The organism is Niveibacterium microcysteis (assembly GCF_017161445.1).
GTDB classification, from domain to species: domain Bacteria; phylum Pseudomonadota; class Gammaproteobacteria; order Burkholderiales; family Rhodocyclaceae; genus Niveibacterium; species Niveibacterium microcysteis.
The window spans coordinates 1,585,770-1,600,716 of the sequence record NZ_CP071060.1 but is presented as its reverse complement, the minus strand read 5'-3'; the positions used below and the strand labels follow the sequence as shown (position 1 = coordinate 1,600,716).

Genomic DNA, 14,947 nt, shown 5'->3' with positions numbered 1-14,947 from the left:
TTTGTTGTTCCCGCCGGGCCTCGGCCGCACCTCCGCTAGTGCGCAGCTGCGCAGCTGCGCAGCAACAATCTCGCTCACGCAGCCGACAGATGATCGCGGATCTGGTGGTCGGACTTCAGGATGTGGGCGGTCAACCAGTCTGACAGAAACGTGAGCACCGTTTCAGGAGTCGCAAGATTGCCCATGATTGCGACGCTCAAATCCGCCACTGCTTCGATAAAGCCGGCGTGCTCCTCCACATGCAGCTCTAGATTCGGAAAACAGATCGAGCGCATGAACGCCTCTTCCGTCGCGAAGTGCGTCCGTGAGTACTCAAACATCTCGGCAAGAATGTCGTGAAAACGCTCGGAATGCACTGCTTCCGGGGCGCGACAACACTCGGCAAGTTCGTTGCGCAACGCGAAAAGTGTGCGGTGCTGCTCGTCGATGACATCAACGCCAACGCTATACGCGTCACTCCATTCCATGTGCTTCATAGTTCTCCGACGGCGCAAACCCCGACCACGCGCGGCCGGCAAGCATGCGCACCGCAGCATCAGCGATTGGCGCTTCGCCCGGCATGACACAGAACAAGCCCCAGCGGAACAGGCGGTCTTTCGTCAATCTTGTCGGTGACCGTGCGACAGACGCAGCCCGTCTTGTCGTGGGAAATTGGGCCAGCCTAGAATCGGCCGTGCGCTGGCGCCGGCGCCGGAGTGCGTGCTGCGCCCGCCTTGATCGCGTCCCCGACGACGCGCTACCAACGAAGGAGTACCCAGATGCCGCGTCGCCCACACACCCTGCCGAGCCAGCTCTTGGCTGCCTTGTTGAGTCTCACGCTGGGCATCGGGCCCGCGCTCGCCGGCCCTCCCCCCGGGAAGGGCAACAAGCACGGCAACCAGGGCCAAGGTAATCAAACCGAGTATCAGGAATCGTCGGATGTCGGCGTATCGGTAACGCTCAGCTCGGCCGGCATTAGTGTCAGCGCGGCACGTGGCATTGCCGTGGATGTGGGCTATCAGCAGGGTAGCTACAAGCCGCTGCCCCCGGGCATCCGCAAGAACCTCGCGCGCGGCAAGCCTTTGCCCCCCGGTATCGCAAAGAAGGCGGCGCCCGCGCCGATGATCGCCCGCCTGCCGAAACACCCCGGCTACGAATGGCAGGTTTGCGGCACAGACCTCGTGCTGGTTGCGATTGGTACGGCGATCGTGGCGGATGTGCTGATGGACGTGTTCCGCTAAGGTCTGGCCGCAGTATTCGCGCCGAAGCGCCGGTCATCCGCCACGCGGAGCGGCGCGAACGTCCCCACTTCGTCACCCGGCCGCAGGCAGGTTAGCCTGCGCTGCGAACTGCAGAACACGGCTACAGCAGGCTGCAAAGCGGGCTCACAGCATCGACGTACCGCGTCTCATACCCCCCGCCCGGACGGCCAGCACAGGCACGCCCGCCGGGCTGCGCTGTGGGAAACGCCCTTGGAACGCCCCCTCGTCATAAGTCACGGTCGTCGCTCGTGGGCGTCCCGTTTTCGACAACACCCGCCGCACACCGGCAAGCCGCATCCGCCCCCGCAGTCTTTAATGCCGTCACCGGAAGACACCGCATCACGGCTTCCGGTGAGCGGACGCGCGTTCGGGCAATCCCTGTACGCACGCCCAACATGTGGGGGGACACGATCCCCCCGCTTCGTCTCTCCTCGGGGCGAAGCCACTTCGCTTCTGGGGGGAATGCGAGTGGATTGCGGCTGTGTGACATCGCGCATGTTGGTTGTACGTACGAGTACCGGCTTGCCCGGCTGCGCGTCCGCCCTTCTTTTTTCATCCGGCAGGCTCTCTGCCCGCCAAGCTCAAACGCCTTTCCATCCCGATCGCCTTGTGGCCGGCACACGCCTGCCACCACGGCAAACAGCGGGCTCTGCTTTACCCATCGGTAACAAGAATTCGGCCCACGGCACAACCGTGCGCGCTGAGCACTGACGACTGCCATCAAGGCAGCGCACCTCCAACCCACAACGGAGAGAGACACTTGATGTATCCGATTCTGATCCTCGGCGCCGGCAAGATCGGCGCATCCATCGCAAAACTGCTGCACATGAGCGGCGACTATCAGGTCACGGTCGCCGATCGCGATCCCGTCACGCTGGAGCGCCTCGCCAAGCAACTTCATGTGGCGACGCAATTGATCGACCTGTCTGCACCCGAGCAGTTGCGCCAGGCACTGGTCGGTCAGCGCGCGGTGTTCTCGGCGTGCTCGTTCGACGTCAACCCGGCGATCGCGCAAGCGGCGCTGGACGCGGGCGTCTCGTACTTTGATCTGACCGAGGATGTCGAAACGACGCGTCGGGTGCGACAGTATTCAGCCGATGCGCGCGACGGCCAGATCTTCATGCCGCAATGCGGGCTGGCGCCAGGCTTCATCGGCATCATTGCGCACGCCATGAGCCGCCGCTTTGACCGGCTCGACAGCATCAAGATGCGCGTCGGCGCGCTGCCGCAGTACCCGCACAACCACATGAAATACAACCTGACCTGGTCCACCGATGGGGTCATCAACGAGTACTGCAACCCCTGCGAAGTGATCCACAAGGGGCGCCGCATGGAAGTGCTGGCGCTCGAAGGGCTCGAGCGCTTCTCGCTCGACGGCCTCGAATACGAAGCCTTCAATACCTCGGGCGGGCTCGGCACGCTGTGCGAAACCCTGGAAGGCCGCATCAACGACCTCAACTACAAGACCGTGCGCTACCCCGGCCACCAGTACCTGATGGACTTCCTGATCAACGGGCTGAAGATGGGCCACAGCCTTGAGCGCCGCCACGAGCTGCGCGAGATCATGGAGTCCGCCCTGCCGATCACCAAGCAGGATGTGGTGCTGGTGTACTGCGCCGTGTCCGGCTGGAAGGATGGCCACTACTGGCAGGAAACCGACGCCCGGAAGATCTACCATCAAAATCTGTTCGGCGAAGCGTGGAGCTCGATCCAACTCACCACCGCGGCCGGCGCCTGCGCCGCGGTCGATCTGCACCGTGAGGGCCGCTTGCCAAACAAGGGCTTCGTGCGGCAGGAGCAGGTTGACCTCGAACACTTCCTGGCCAACCGTTTCGGCCGCTACTACTCCACCGAATCGCATCACGCCGAACGCGTGACGCTTTGAGGACTACGCTGCATGACTGACAACACCCTGCCGGTGCTCGCCGGCGTTCAGCCGCCGGTGCGCGGCTCCACCTACCCCGCCGCCATCATCGACGGCGAAGCACGCTTCCCGGAAGGGGCGCCCACCCGCGCGCTAAAAAGCCCGCTCGATGGCGCCCCGCTGGGCAGCCAGTTGCTGGCCGACCCCGCGCTCGCCGCCGAGGCGGTCGAGCGCGCGCAGGCGGCCTTCATGGCCTGGCGCACAGCGCCCGCGCCGCGCCGCGGTGAGCTGGTACGCCGAATCGGTGAGGCGGTGCGCCAGCACAAACGCGAACTCGCCCGCATCATCACGCTGGAGGCCGGCAAGATCCCGGCCGAAGCCGAAGGCGAGGTGCAGGAGTGGATCGACATCTGCGAGTTCGCCGTCGGGCTGTCGCGCCAATTGCACGGCCTCACCATCGCCAGCGAGCGGCCGGACCACCGGATGATGGAGCAGTGGCTGCCGCTCGGCCCGGTCGGCGTCATCACGGCGTTCAACTTCCCGGTGGCGGTGTGGGCGTGGAACGCAATGCTCGCCTTCGTCTGCGGCGACTCGGTGATCTGGAAGCCTTCCGAGAAAACGCCGCTCTGCGCGCTCGCCGTGCAGACACTGGTGGGGCAGGCGATTGCGTCGATGGATGAAGCGCCAGCGGGTTTGTCGCAACTCGTCGTGGGCCTCGCTGACGTGGGCGAGGCGATCGCCGCGGACACACGGGTACCGCTTGTCTCGGCGACCGGCTCGGTACGCATGGGCAAGCGTGTCGCGGCCACGGTGGGCGCACGCCTTGGCCGCAGCCTGCTGGAACTGGGCGGCAACAACGCGATGATCGTCACACCCTCGGCGCGGCTGGATCTTGCGCTCCGCGCCATCGTTTTCGCCGCCGCGGGTACCGCTGGCCAGCGTTGCACTACGCTGCGCCGCCTGATCGTGCACGAATCGGTGCTGCCCGCGCTGATGCCCAAGCTGATCAAAGCCTACGAGAGCCTGCCGGTGGGCGATCCGCGCGTGCCAGGCACGCTGGTCGGGCCGCTGATCGACGCCGCCGCTTTCGAAGCGATGCAACTCGCGCTGGACGACGCGAAAACCCAGGGCGGCCGGATCGTTTGCGGCGGAAAGCGCATCACCGACAACCTGCCGGCCGGCGGCTTCTACGTGCAACCGGCCATCGTCGAAGTGCCTGGCAACCTCAAGGTTGTCTGCCATGAGACCTTCGCCCCGATCCTTTACGTGATGCCCTACCGCGAACTGGACGAAGCGATCGCGCTGAACAACGGCGTGCCGCAAGGTCTGTCGTCCGCAATCTTTACCGAACGCATGCAGGAGGCAGAACGCTTCATGGCGGCGGCCGGCTCGGATTGCGGCATTGCCAACGTGAACATCGGCACCTCAGGCGCCGAGATCGGCGGCGCCTTCGGCGGCGAGAAGGAGACCGGCGGCGGCCGCGAGTCCGGATCCGATTCGTGGAAGGCCTACATGCGCCGCACCACGAACACGATCAACTACGGCGATGCGCTGCCCTTGGCACAAGGGATCCGCTTCGACGTCTGAAGCATCGGAATCACCCAGTAGCACCTGTGGTTTCGGGGTCGCCATTACGGCGACCCCTTCTTTCTTTTACGATGCCGGTTTTGCCAGGATGCACACCACGTGCGCAAGAAGCTGATCATCAGCATTGCAAGCCTGTTGCTGGGCCTCGACAGCGTGCATGCGAGCATCGCTGATGATGGCGCCTTGCCCGGCGACTGGCACCGCATTGCGCTGACCGGTGACAAACGCCCGACCGAGTACCGCCTCGAACACGACGGTGGCAAAGCGGTGATTCACGCCCATGCGGCATCGGCCGCGCTCGCGCTGGCACACGAGCCGCCTGCGGACTGGATCAAACGGCCGATCATCCACTGGCGATGGAAGATCTCCCATCCGCTGGAGCATGCCGATAACCGTGTCGGCACACGCGAAGACGCGGCGGCGCGGGTGGTGCTGAGTTTTGATGGCGATCGAAATTCGCTCGGGCTTTTCGACCAAGCCGCGCTCGCCATCGGCAGCCAACTCGCTGGCCGCGAAATGGCCTACGCCACGCTGATGTACATCTGGTCAAACCGCGACCCGATCGGCACCGTGATCGACAATCCCCACACCAGCCGCGTGAAGATGATCGTCGTGGCCAACGGCCCGGGCGGCGTGTGGCAGAGCGCTACGCGCAACTGGGTCGAGGACTATCGGCACAGCTTTGGCGAGAGCCCGGTCCGCCTGACCGGCTATGGCGTGCTCACGGATACCGACAACACCGGCGAGACGGTGGATGCGTGGTACGGCGACATCGGTTTCGACGAACGCTGACCACGCACGACCCGATCACTGCAGCTGCCGCACCGACGAGATGCGGTCGTTCATGCCGCTGCGATCAAAGTTGGCGACATTACCGCTCACCACCTGGCAACGGCCGCGGAAGTTGGCATCAGAGCACACCTCCCAGCGCCCGCTCGACATCCGCATCGACGACACCTGGTCGTTGAATCCGAGGCGCGACAAATCTGCAACCTCGCCCACGATGCGAAGCTGTCGCCCGCGGTAGTCGGCGTCGGCGTAAAGCACGGCAGCGTCATGCGGGCGCTCGCCAAAGTTGCCGTCGTTGCCCGACCAACCGCCGCCTCCACCCCCCCAGCCCTGATTGCCCCCGTCATGCATGCGGCGGATCGACGAAATCTGGTCGTTCATGCCGAGTGGTTCGATGTTTTTTACGTTGCCGTACAGCACCACGCAACGGCCGCTGAAGTCCGCATCGGTACAGGCTTGCCAACGCCCACCCTGCAGACGGACCGACGAGACCCGATCATTGAACCCCCAGCGGCCGAGATCGCGCACGCCCTCAGTCACCGAGATCTGGCGGCCGCTGAAATTGGCGTCTTCGTAAAGCACCGCCACATCGGGATCGCCACCGTCATCGCCATCGCCGCCGGCGTTGCCCCACTGGTTTCCACCCCCGTCATCGCCGCCGAGCCGGCGGAGCGAGGAGATCTGATCGTTGAGCCCGATATCGGCGAAATTGTTCACGCTGCCATCCACCGTCACGCAACGCCCGCGGAAGCCTGCATCGCTGCACAGCTGCCAGCGACCGCCGTCGAGGCGGACCGACGAGACACGGTCGTTGAAACCCCGTCGGGCCAGATCCGGTTCGTGATCGGTCACCGCGATCCGCTGGCCACGGAAATCGGCATCTTCGAACAGCACAGCGGAGCCCTCGTCCCGATGCGCGCCGTCGCCATCCCAACCGCCCTCACTCATCGGACGCAAGCTGACGATGCTGTCCTGAAACTGGGAGCCGGAAAGGTCGCGTTCGCTCTCGTCGAACACACGGCAGACGCCGTGAAAGTCGCGGCGGGTGCACATGAGCCAGGCGCCGGACTCGATCGAAAAGCTCGATATCGCGTTTGCCAAGCCCAGCTCCGACAGATCGCGGTACGGTTGCCGGAGTGTCGTACAAGGCGAGTGATAGTTCGCATTTGCGCACACTTTCACTGCGGGAAGACCCGCCAACACCGCAGCCGACGCAATGCCCCCCGCAAATGCCACCATCACCCGTACGCCGATCCGCTTGTAACGCATTCGCTTCTCCATCTTCTGGGTCCTGCCACTTGGGCTGACTTGCATACGATGCCGCTTCGGCTCATCGTAGCCGCGTGGCAGTTTGCCGCCCGCGCGATCGCAGAACAAGCGTGCGCGGACGCTGCATTGGCGTGCAGGCCAAATTTGCTGCGGCGCAAAATTGATCCAGCGCATGGCTCTCTGAGCTTCGGGCGCTAGGCTTGCGGATCACGTAGCATCGGCACCAGGTATTCCGGGGGAGAACATGGGCAAGGCAATCGAACGAATCGGCAACATCACGGTGGGCCATGTCGGCCTCGGCGGACACGGCGGCGGTATTGGAAGCGTCCGCACGCTGGTACATGACGGTGATACGGTGATGGTGCGCCCGCTCGGCAATCTCGCCGTGCGCTTCCTCGGCGTGGATACGCCGGAAATCAGCCTTCCGCTGCCCGGCTCCAGCGCCTTCGTGCGTACCGACCATCCGGCGTGGGAAGCCTTCCTGAGTGATCCGTTCGCGCCGCATCTGCCGCCGATCGACCTCGACGCGGGCCTGCGTGACTATATCGCGGCGCGCGTCGGGCCGGGCTGCGCCACCAATCACCACCGGCACGCCGAGGCCGCTGAACGCGGGCTGGAAGGCGAAATCGCGTCGGACCTCGCCAGCACCGGCCTGACGCCGGAAGCGTTCCGCTTCTACGTACGCTTTTCGCGCGAAGTGATGGACAGCTACGGCCGCCTGCTCGGCTGGATCAACCGGGAAGAAGCATCGGACGATCGCCCGCCCACCTACAACCACCGCATGATGCTCAAGGGGCTCGCACTGCCCTACTTCATCTGGCCCAACGTAGCGCCGTGGCGGCGAATCGGCGCCCTGCGCGACGCGGTGCCGATCCCCGGCAGCCAGGCGCGCATCGCAGAAACCGACAACCGCCTCAAACAAGCGCGCGAATGGTTCCGCGCCAACCGTGAAGCAGGCGTCGGTGTGTTCGATACCGAAGATCCCCTGCGCCTGCAGGCCTTCGAATTGCGTTACCTCACGCAGCGTAAGGCGCCCAATCGCTGGGTGATCGATCTCTCGAAAGCCGACAACCTGCTGATTGATCCGCAGCGCTACTACACCGTCGAAAACCCGGAAGACCGCCTGTTCGTGCCCGACGACTACCTTGAACTCTTCCTCGCGAAGGGCTGGCAAATCGCTCGCTGACGCAGCACCGGCGGCTCGGCATCAGCTTTCAGCTACGACACCATAGCCGGCCGCTCGCCAGATACGCGCGCCATCAATAAGAAAGGCCGCCCGACAATTGTCAGGGCGGCCTTTTTCTTACCCGCGCCTCGCGGCGCGGGTACTTCAGAAGGGTTTAACGGAAGCTGCCGTTATCCACTTCCGCATTCGCGGTCGGGAGCGTGTAAACGTAGTTGCCACCGTTTTCCCAAGTCACGTTGCCGTTACCGATCTTCTGGTACTTGTACTCGATACCAACACCGCCCTGCGGGAACTTGATCACGCAGGTCCATTGCGGATAGGCCGTCGGCGAGCACTGGCGGAAGCTGTCAGCGTTGGTGCTCCAGTTGCCGATTTCCGCGGTATTGCCAACGATGTAGACGCTCTCGCCCCACACCGTCTCAGCCGTCACCTTGAAGCTAACCGTCACCGAGGTGTCCACCGCCGGCGTCACCGGAAGATTCCAGTTGCTGCCGCCGTTGTTGTCCCAGTTGGTGCCGTCGGTCACGACGAAGTTGATCGCGTTCGCATTGCTCGGCGGCGTGATCGTGGCGGACCAGAAACCGTCGCCGCGCTTGGTCAGCACGGTGTCGGTCACGTTGTTCCAGCCCGAGTAGCCCCAACGCAGCGTCAGTGCGGCGCTGTTGGCCAGCGTGCCGTTGTAGTACAGCGTGACCGGCTGGCCGCCAGTGATCGATGACGGCGTGTAGTCAAGCGGTGCCTTGGTCGGGCAGTAGGCTTCGACACACACGTTGCCCGCCGTAGCGACCTTCCACACACCGCTCTGCGCGCCGATCGTGACACCGACAAGCTTCACGGTGTGATCGGTGGCAGCCGCCGCGGTACGCAGACGGAACACCTGACCCGGCTGGATCGTTGCCGGACCACTCACGAACGCCCCGCCATTCACACTCAACTGGCCGTTGGTGACCGAGATCGTCGCCGGCTTGTAGTCGAGGTAACGCAGCGCTGCCGAGGTGACGAGTTGGTTACGCGCGACGTTCAGACTATCCGGCACGCGGGCCGGCAGGGTCTTCAGCGTCAGCGGCTGCACGATCGCGCCGAAGTGCAGCGCCACCGCGCTGTTCGCGGCGATATTCAGCGTCGCCTGACCGTTGACCACCTTCACCTGCGCGCTCGCCGGGCAGATGCCGGTTTCCGGCGCACCGCTCGCCACCACGTTGCAGTAGGTTGCATCCGGCAGGTTGGTCGCGAACGATTTGCTCCATGCGTCCGTCGTGTTGTTGATCGCGACGAAACCCTTGTTGCCACGGCTGAACGAGATGCGGTTCGCGCCATCAGCCGCCCAGTAAAGCAGCGGAGAAGCGGCGGTGTAGTTGCGGAAGCCGACCATGTTCGCCACACGCTTGTCGCGGTGCACGCAGTCCCACTTGCCGGTGGCGGTCGGGTCGCTGCTGCAGTTCGAAGGCACCAGCTCGAAGCCCTTGTACGGCTGACCAACCGGACCCATGTCGTGGCTGTTGAAGTGATAGCCCGACATCACCTGCGGATAGCCGTACGGATAGCCGAGCATGAACACGTTGGCGAGGAAGAGCTTGTCGCCGTTGAAGGTGTTCATCGAATCGCAATTGGCCCCCGGCGCGTACTTGTCGCAGTACTTGCGCTCGGTATCGTGGTTGTTCACGAACACCGTGGCCTTGCTGCTCGGGTACATGCCCCAGTTGGCAAACGCTTCCGGCATGCGCGAGAGGTTGAAGCCATAAAGATTCATGAACATGTTCTTCATGGCATAGACGTAACTGAACTCGTTCACCGTCCCGATTTCCGGGTAGCGGTTGATGTCGCCCGAGTCGTACAGCGAACCGTCCTTGATCACTTCCTGCGTCAGGAAGTATGAGCCCGGCACCTTCGCCTTGATGGCCGCCAGCTCGTCGGGTTTGATGTGCTTGGCGGCATCGATGCGGAAGCCCGCAACGCCAAGCGAGAGCAGGTCCTTCATGTAGGCCGCGATACGGTCCTGCACCGCCGGGTTGCTGGTATCCAGGTCCGGCAGGCCCGGCATTTCGCACTGGGTCACGTTGTTGCGATTGCCATCGTAATCGGTCGACGCAATCGTGCACTTCGGGTGGAAACTCGCGGCGGTATAGGGCACAGCCGGGAAGTTGTAGCTGCTGTAGCTGGAACCACCGACACCCACAGCCGTCGTCGCAGGCGGCGTTGCCATGTGGTTGATCACGGCGTCGACGTAGACGTCCACGCCCGCTGCCTTACAGATCTGCACCATCGCGTAGAACTCGCGACGATTCCCGCTGCGCGAATCCAGCTTGTAGCTCACGGGCTGGTAGCGGGTCCACCACTCGGTACCCTTCACATGCTCCTGCGGGGGCGACACCTGCACCGCCGCATAGCCTTTCGGACCCAGTTCGGTCACGCATTCGCGCGCCACCGACGCCCAGCTCCACTCGAATAGATTGACGTAGGCCGTGCGCGGTACGCCCGGCTTCCAGTCAGCAGCCCATGCGCCCGGGGCCAGCGAGAGTCCGGCACCCGCGAGCGCCAGCCAGATCGCGCAACGGCGACCAAGAGTCGAAGAAGTCATTCCTGCTCCAGAAACAACTCCGGCCCGGAGTATGAATGGGGGCTCCAGGCCAAAAGTCGGTGAGGGTTCGACAGGTGCACTTGCACATGCCAAACGGATTCTGGAGGTGCCGCCAGCAGCGAATTAGTCGGAAATTGCTGAATCTGACGTTTTAAGGGTTTTCCCTAGTCATCCCAGCGAAACCCCTTGCGCCAAGCGGCGTGCAGCGAAGCGGTGATGACGTGGGAGACAGGCAGCTCAGCGCTGAAATGCCTGTGTCAAACGAAGTACGCGAAGAGAAATACGCCGATCATGGCGACCGTGATACCCAACTTGGCTGCCATGGCGACGACGAAACCAAGCCCAGCAGCAACACCCGCCTTGGCCGCTTGTTGCGCATCCTTGCGGGCATAGAGCTCGCCTGCCGCCGCGCCGATGACGGGCCCCAGGATCAGCCCCGGAATGCCGCCAAAGAGCCCGACGAGCCCTCCGATTCCGGCGCCCGCCATCGCATAACCGCTGGCGCCAACCAGCTTCGTTCCAAGGATGCCAGCGACGAAATCAATCGCCCAGGCGAGCACCGCCAGCGCACCCAGCACCACCACCGCGATAACACCGACCTTGCCGAAATCGTCCAGCCAGGCACCCAACAGCATGCCCGCAAAGAGTAGCGGCGTGCCCGGCAGAACCGGCAGCACCACGCCGGCAATTCCGATCAACATCAGCGCGATCGCCAAAAGCCACAGCCATTCCATGTCCGTTCCTTTGCTTGAATTCGTCAGCCGTATTGGCGGGCATGGCCCTTGAGCACTTCGAGGAACTCTTCGCCGTAACGCTCCAGCTTCTTGTCGCCGACGCCGGAGAGCTCCGACATTTCGGCGAGGCTCGCCGGCCTTCGCTCCAGCATTTGCTTGAGGGTCGCGTCGCCGAACACGATGTATGCCGGAACGTTGTTCTCTTCGGCCAGCTTGCGTCGGCATTGCCGCAGCGCGGCCCACAAGGCACGCGCCTCGTCGCTCTCGAACTCGATCTCCTTGCGCACGCTGGTGGCACCGCCCGGCGTCGCTTCGCGCACCTTGCGTGCCATGAACTCCGCCTCGCCACGCAGAATTGGCCGGCACGGCTCCAACAGTAGCAAGCCGCCGTGCTCGTTCACGCCAATCAAGCCTTGCGCCACCATCTGGCGCAGCAGCGAGCTCCACTGCACGTCGCTCACCGCCTTGCCGATACCGAAGGTGGTCAGATGCTGGTGGCCGCGCTCGACCACCTTGGGGGTCTCACGCCCCTGGAGGATGTCGATCAGATGGCCAGCGCCATACCGCTGGCCGCTTCGATAGATCGTCGACAGCGCTTGCTGCGCCGCGACGGATGCATCCCAGGTTTGCGGCGGCGTCAGGCACATGTCGCAGTTGCCGCAGGGCGACGAAGTCTCGCCAAAATAGCGCAGCAGCACTTCGCGCCGGCAGGCGGGCGCCTCGCAATAGCCGAGCAGCGCGTCAAGTTTTTGCCGCTCAACCCGCTTCACTTCGTCTGGCGCCTGCGATTGCTCGATCATCTCGCGCTGCAGCACCAGGTCCTGCAAGCCGTAGGCCATCCATGCGTTGCTTGGCAGGCTGTCGCGCCCCGCACGGCCGGTTTCCTGATAGTAGGCTTCAAGCGACTTGGGCAAATCCAGATGCGCAACGAAACGCACATCGGGCTTGTCGATGCCCATGCCGAAGGCAACGGTCGCAACCATGATCACGCCATCACCGCGGATGAACTTGTTCTGGTGCGTGGCCCGCGTTTCGGCGTCGAGCCCCGCGTGGTACGGGTAGGCGTTGAGCCCTTCCCCGCGCAGCCACTTCGCGGTCTCTTCGACCTTCTTGCGCGACAGGCAATAGACGATGCCGGAATCGCCCTCGTGCGTGCTGCGAATGAATCGCAGCAGCTGCTTGCGCGGGTTGTCCTTCTCCACCACCGTGTAGCGGATGTTCGGACGGTCGAAGCTGGAGAGGAAGACCTCGGCGTGCTGCAACTGCAAGCGCTCGATGATCTCTGCGCGGGTGGCGTTATCCGCCGTGGCGGTCAGCGCGACGCGCGGAATGTTCGGGAAGCGTTCGTGCAGCACCGAGAGCTGGATGTACTCTGGGCGGAAGTCGTGCCCCCATTGCGATACGCAATGCGCCTCGTCGATCGCGAAAAGCGCGATCCGCGCCTGCCCCAGCAATTGCTGGAAGCGCGGCGTCATCAGGCGCTCCGGCGCCACATAGAGCATGTCCAGCTCGCCCTCAAGCAACTCGCGCTCGATCACCGACACATGCTCGAGCTCCAGCGTCGAGTTCAGAAAGGCAGCACGCACACCGAGCAGCTTCAGCGCGCTGACTTGATCCTGCATCAGTGCGATCAGTGGCGAGACGACAATGCCGCAGCCTTCGCGCAGCAGTGACGGGATCTGGTAACACAAGGACTTGCCGCCACCTGTGGGCATCAGCACCAGGGCATCGCCCCCGTTTGCTACATGCTCGACGATCGCCTGCTGCTGCCCGCGGAAGGCCGGGTAGCCGAAGACATGGCGAAGGGTGTCGAGCGCAGGTGCCGCTGGCGCGGCGTCGAGGGTGGGCTGCATCGGGCCAATTATAACGACCCGCCGCCGCTGCCCCGATCCGGTCAATCAGGTGGCGTGCCGCGCGGCTAAGATGCCTGGGCCTCCAACGTGCCAAACACTCATGCGAATCGCCACCCTGCTCCTCTGTCTGTTCTCGCTGCCGGCTCACGCAGGTCTATACAAATGGACCGACGAGCAGGGCAAGGTCCACTACAGCGACGTTCCACCACCCAGGCAAAGCGCGCAGTCCGTCGATGTCGTAAAGCCCGGCGGTATCACACCAACGCCCGTCCAGGCCACGCGCGAGCCCTCTGCCACTGCACCTGCACGAAGCCGCCGCAATAGCCTTGCCGACGAATACGGGCCCACCAGCGCGGCCTGTCGCAACCTGTCGTCATCGGCGTCGCTGAGCGAGGCCAGGGAGAAAGGCTGCCGGATCGAGCAGTCAGGCTGCACGGCAATGCGCCAGTATCAAGAGGAAACCGAGCGCGCCATCACGCGCCGGCCACGCGATGAGCCGGCCTTCGTACGCGACGTCGGCGACTCGATGCTCGAACAACTCAAGGAGCACATGCGCGCCAAAGGCTGTTGACCGCCTAGTGCGCTCAGCCCAGCTGGGCCCCGCGACGCGCTCGCATCGACGCAACTGCCGCAGCGCCTGCGATCAGCCAGCAGACCGGCCATAAGCCCGCTATCGCCGCGGTCGCGCCAAACAGCCACGGCACGCCAACACCCGACAGATTGCCGAACAGCGAGCGCAGGCCAATCGCCTCCCCAACCCGCCCCGCCGGCGCGAACCGATGCAGCAATGACAGCACGTTAGGCTGACCACAACCAACGCCGGAGCCGAGCAGGAAAGCCAGCAGAAACAATGGCGCACCCGCGCGCGCAAACGGAAGCAGTGCCCACACGCAGGCGATTAGCGCGAGAGCGGCCGCCAACATCCGCCATTCGCCCAGGCGGTGCGCCACCCACGGGATCACGGCGCGCACAGCGAACGTGCCCAGCGCGAAGCAGGACATCATCGTGCCGATCGCCGTCGCGCTCAGCGCGGCGCGGTGCCCCAGCACCGGCCCGAGGAAGGTGAAGGCATCCCACGCCACAGCGTTGGCCGAGGTCAGCAGATAGATGGTTCGCAGCCATGGGTCAGCGAGCAGACCACGCCACCCCTGGGCATGCTGGCTTTGCGGCGGCATGGCTTCATCGCCGTGTGTATCGGCGACCCTGCGTGTGAGCAACAGCGCCAGCAACGTGCCCATGCACAACACGGCAAACGCCGCGCGAAATCCGGCGGCATCGATCATCGCCCCGGCAATGAACGGGCCGAGCACTGACGAAGTGGAATGCCCCAGCGTGAGCCAGCCGAACAGCGCAACGCGCTGCTGTGTGGTTTCTATCGGCAAGCCGCCGACCGCATGCTGTATCGCCACGGAGGCCACCGTCACCCCGGTGCCGCAGAACACCGCGCCCGCCAGCATCGATGGCAGCGCTGGCCAGCACACCGGCAGCAAGATGCCCACCAGGATCGACAACAAGCCGCCACGTACCACGCGGCGCGGACCGAAGCGGTCACTCCAGCGACCGAACTGCAAACCAAGCAGCACCGACACAACGCTGTAGAGACCAATCAGCAAACCAACCGCAGATTCGCCTGCGCCCGATTGCAGCACGAACACGGACGATGCGACCCGTCCACCGGATACCGCGACATGGCCGAACAGCATGATCGCGATCAACGGGAAGAGCGGCTTGGGCAGGCGGGATGGGCGCACCACTCGATTGTAGAGCGCCACACGGCGAGTCTGGCGCGACGTGTTGCAACGCCGTAACAACCGGCACCCGCTGCCGAGGCCGAGGGTACAGCAAT

The 14,947-nt window shown here is 64.2% G+C and carries 12 protein-coding genes; 6 read left to right on the top strand and 6 right to left on the bottom strand.

Annotation, left to right across the window (positions count from 1 at the left end):
• Positions 1 to 74: 74 nt before the first annotated feature.
• Complete coding sequence (locus JY500_RS07360; protein ID WP_206255775.1) at positions 75 to 476, bottom strand: bacteriohemerythrin; 402 nt, start codon at positions 474 to 476, stop codon at positions 75 to 77.
• 282 nt (positions 477 to 758) lie between these two features.
• On the opposite strand from JY500_RS07360, the gene JY500_RS07355 reads away from it, so the two are divergent.
• The 4 genes from JY500_RS07355 (at position 759) to JY500_RS07340 (ending at position 5,484) form a co-directional block, all read left to right on the top strand.
• The gene (locus JY500_RS07355) at positions 759 to 1,220 is read left to right on the top strand and encodes an anti-virulence regulator CigR family protein (protein ID WP_172204203.1); all 462 of its coding nucleotides are present in this window, start codon (positions 759 to 761) and stop codon (positions 1,218 to 1,220) included.
• 784 nt (positions 1,221 to 2,004) lie between these two features.
• Complete coding sequence (locus tag JY500_RS07350) at positions 2,005 to 3,126, top strand: saccharopine dehydrogenase family protein (protein WP_172204471.1); 1,122 nt, start codon at positions 2,005 to 2,007, stop codon at positions 3,124 to 3,126.
• Between the two features lie 12 nt (positions 3,127 to 3,138).
• The gene (gene amaB, locus JY500_RS07345; RefSeq protein WP_206255774.1) at positions 3,139 to 4,692 is read left to right on the top strand and encodes an L-piperidine-6-carboxylate dehydrogenase; all 1,554 of its coding nucleotides are present in this window, start codon (positions 3,139 to 3,141) and stop codon (positions 4,690 to 4,692) included.
• A 99-nt stretch (positions 4,693 to 4,791) separates the two neighbouring features.
• Entirely contained in the window at positions 4,792 to 5,484 is a 693-nt protein-coding gene (locus JY500_RS07340) for a DUF3047 domain-containing protein (RefSeq protein WP_206255772.1), read from the top strand.
• Positions 5,485 to 5,499: 15 nt separating this feature from the next.
• Here the strand turns inward: JY500_RS07340 and JY500_RS07335 are convergent, their stop codons facing one another.
• Positions 5,500 to 6,750, bottom strand: coding sequence for a beta/gamma crystallin-related protein (locus JY500_RS07335; RefSeq protein ID WP_206255770.1), 1,251 nt, complete (start codon positions 6,748 to 6,750; stop codon positions 5,500 to 5,502).
• A gap of 244 nt (positions 6,751 to 6,994) precedes the next feature.
• Between JY500_RS07335 and JY500_RS07330 the strand changes: the two genes are divergently transcribed.
• Positions 6,995 to 7,936 (top strand): hypothetical protein, encoded by a 942-nt coding sequence (locus JY500_RS07330; protein WP_172204195.1) that lies wholly within the window; start codon positions 6,995 to 6,997, stop codon positions 7,934 to 7,936.
• 154 nt (positions 7,937 to 8,090) lie between these two features.
• Here the strand turns inward: JY500_RS07330 and JY500_RS07325 are convergent, their stop codons facing one another.
• The 3 genes from JY500_RS07325 to recQ form a co-directional block, all read right to left on the bottom strand.
• The gene (locus JY500_RS07325) at positions 8,091 to 10,514 is read right to left on the bottom strand and encodes a carbohydrate-binding module family 20 domain-containing protein (RefSeq protein WP_206255768.1); all 2,424 of its coding nucleotides are present in this window, start codon (positions 10,512 to 10,514) and stop codon (positions 8,091 to 8,093) included.
• A 257-nt stretch (positions 10,515 to 10,771) separates the two neighbouring features.
• Entirely contained in the window at positions 10,772 to 11,248 is a 477-nt protein-coding gene (locus tag JY500_RS07320; RefSeq protein WP_206255767.1) for a DUF456 domain-containing protein, read from the bottom strand.
• Between the two features lie 23 nt (positions 11,249 to 11,271).
• On the bottom strand, positions 11,272 to 13,101 hold the full coding sequence (gene recQ / locus JY500_RS07315) for a DNA helicase RecQ (protein WP_206255765.1): 1,830 nt from the start codon (positions 13,099 to 13,101) through the stop codon (positions 11,272 to 11,274).
• Between the two features lie 100 nt (positions 13,102 to 13,201).
• Between recQ and JY500_RS07310 the strand changes: the two genes are divergently transcribed.
• Positions 13,202 to 13,672 (top strand): DUF4124 domain-containing protein, encoded by a 471-nt coding sequence (locus tag JY500_RS07310; RefSeq protein WP_172204187.1) that lies wholly within the window; start codon positions 13,202 to 13,204, stop codon positions 13,670 to 13,672.
• A 13-nt stretch (positions 13,673 to 13,685) separates the two neighbouring features.
• On the opposite strand, the gene JY500_RS07305 is transcribed toward JY500_RS07310, so the two are convergent.
• Complete coding sequence (locus tag JY500_RS07305; protein ID WP_206255763.1) at positions 13,686 to 14,852, bottom strand: MFS transporter; 1,167 nt, start codon at positions 14,850 to 14,852, stop codon at positions 13,686 to 13,688.
• Positions 14,853 to 14,947 lie beyond the last annotated feature (95 nt).

Excerpts from the sequence above, each read along its gene's own strand:
- JY500_RS07360 (WP_206255775.1), bottom strand. The coding sequence starts at position 476 with ATGAAGCACATGGAATGGAGTGACGCGTATAGCGTTGGCGTTGATGTC.
- JY500_RS07355 (WP_172204203.1), top strand. The coding sequence starts at position 759 with ATGCCGCGTCGCCCACACACCCTGCCGAGCCAGCTCTTGGCTGCCTTG.
- JY500_RS07350 (WP_172204471.1), top strand. The coding sequence starts at position 2,005 with ATGTATCCGATTCTGATCCTCGGCGCCGGCAAGATCGGCGCATCCATC.
- amaB (WP_206255774.1), top strand. The coding sequence starts at position 3,139 with ATGACTGACAACACCCTGCCGGTGCTCGCCGGCGTTCAGCCGCCGGTG.
- JY500_RS07335 (WP_206255770.1), bottom strand. The coding sequence starts at position 6,750 with ATGCGTTACAAGCGGATCGGCGTACGGGTGATGGTGGCATTTGCGGGG.
- JY500_RS07330 (WP_172204195.1), top strand. The coding sequence starts at position 6,995 with ATGGGCAAGGCAATCGAACGAATCGGCAACATCACGGTGGGCCATGTC.
- JY500_RS07325 (WP_206255768.1), bottom strand. The coding sequence starts at position 10,514 with ATGACTTCTTCGACTCTTGGTCGCCGTTGCGCGATCTGGCTGGCGCTC.
- JY500_RS07320 (WP_206255767.1), bottom strand. The coding sequence starts at position 11,248 with ATGGAATGGCTGTGGCTTTTGGCGATCGCGCTGATGTTGATCGGAATT.
- recQ (WP_206255765.1), bottom strand. The coding sequence starts at position 13,101 with ATGCAGCCCACCCTCGACGCCGCGCCAGCGGCACCTGCGCTCGACACC.
- JY500_RS07310 (WP_172204187.1), top strand. The coding sequence starts at position 13,202 with ATGCGAATCGCCACCCTGCTCCTCTGTCTGTTCTCGCTGCCGGCTCAC.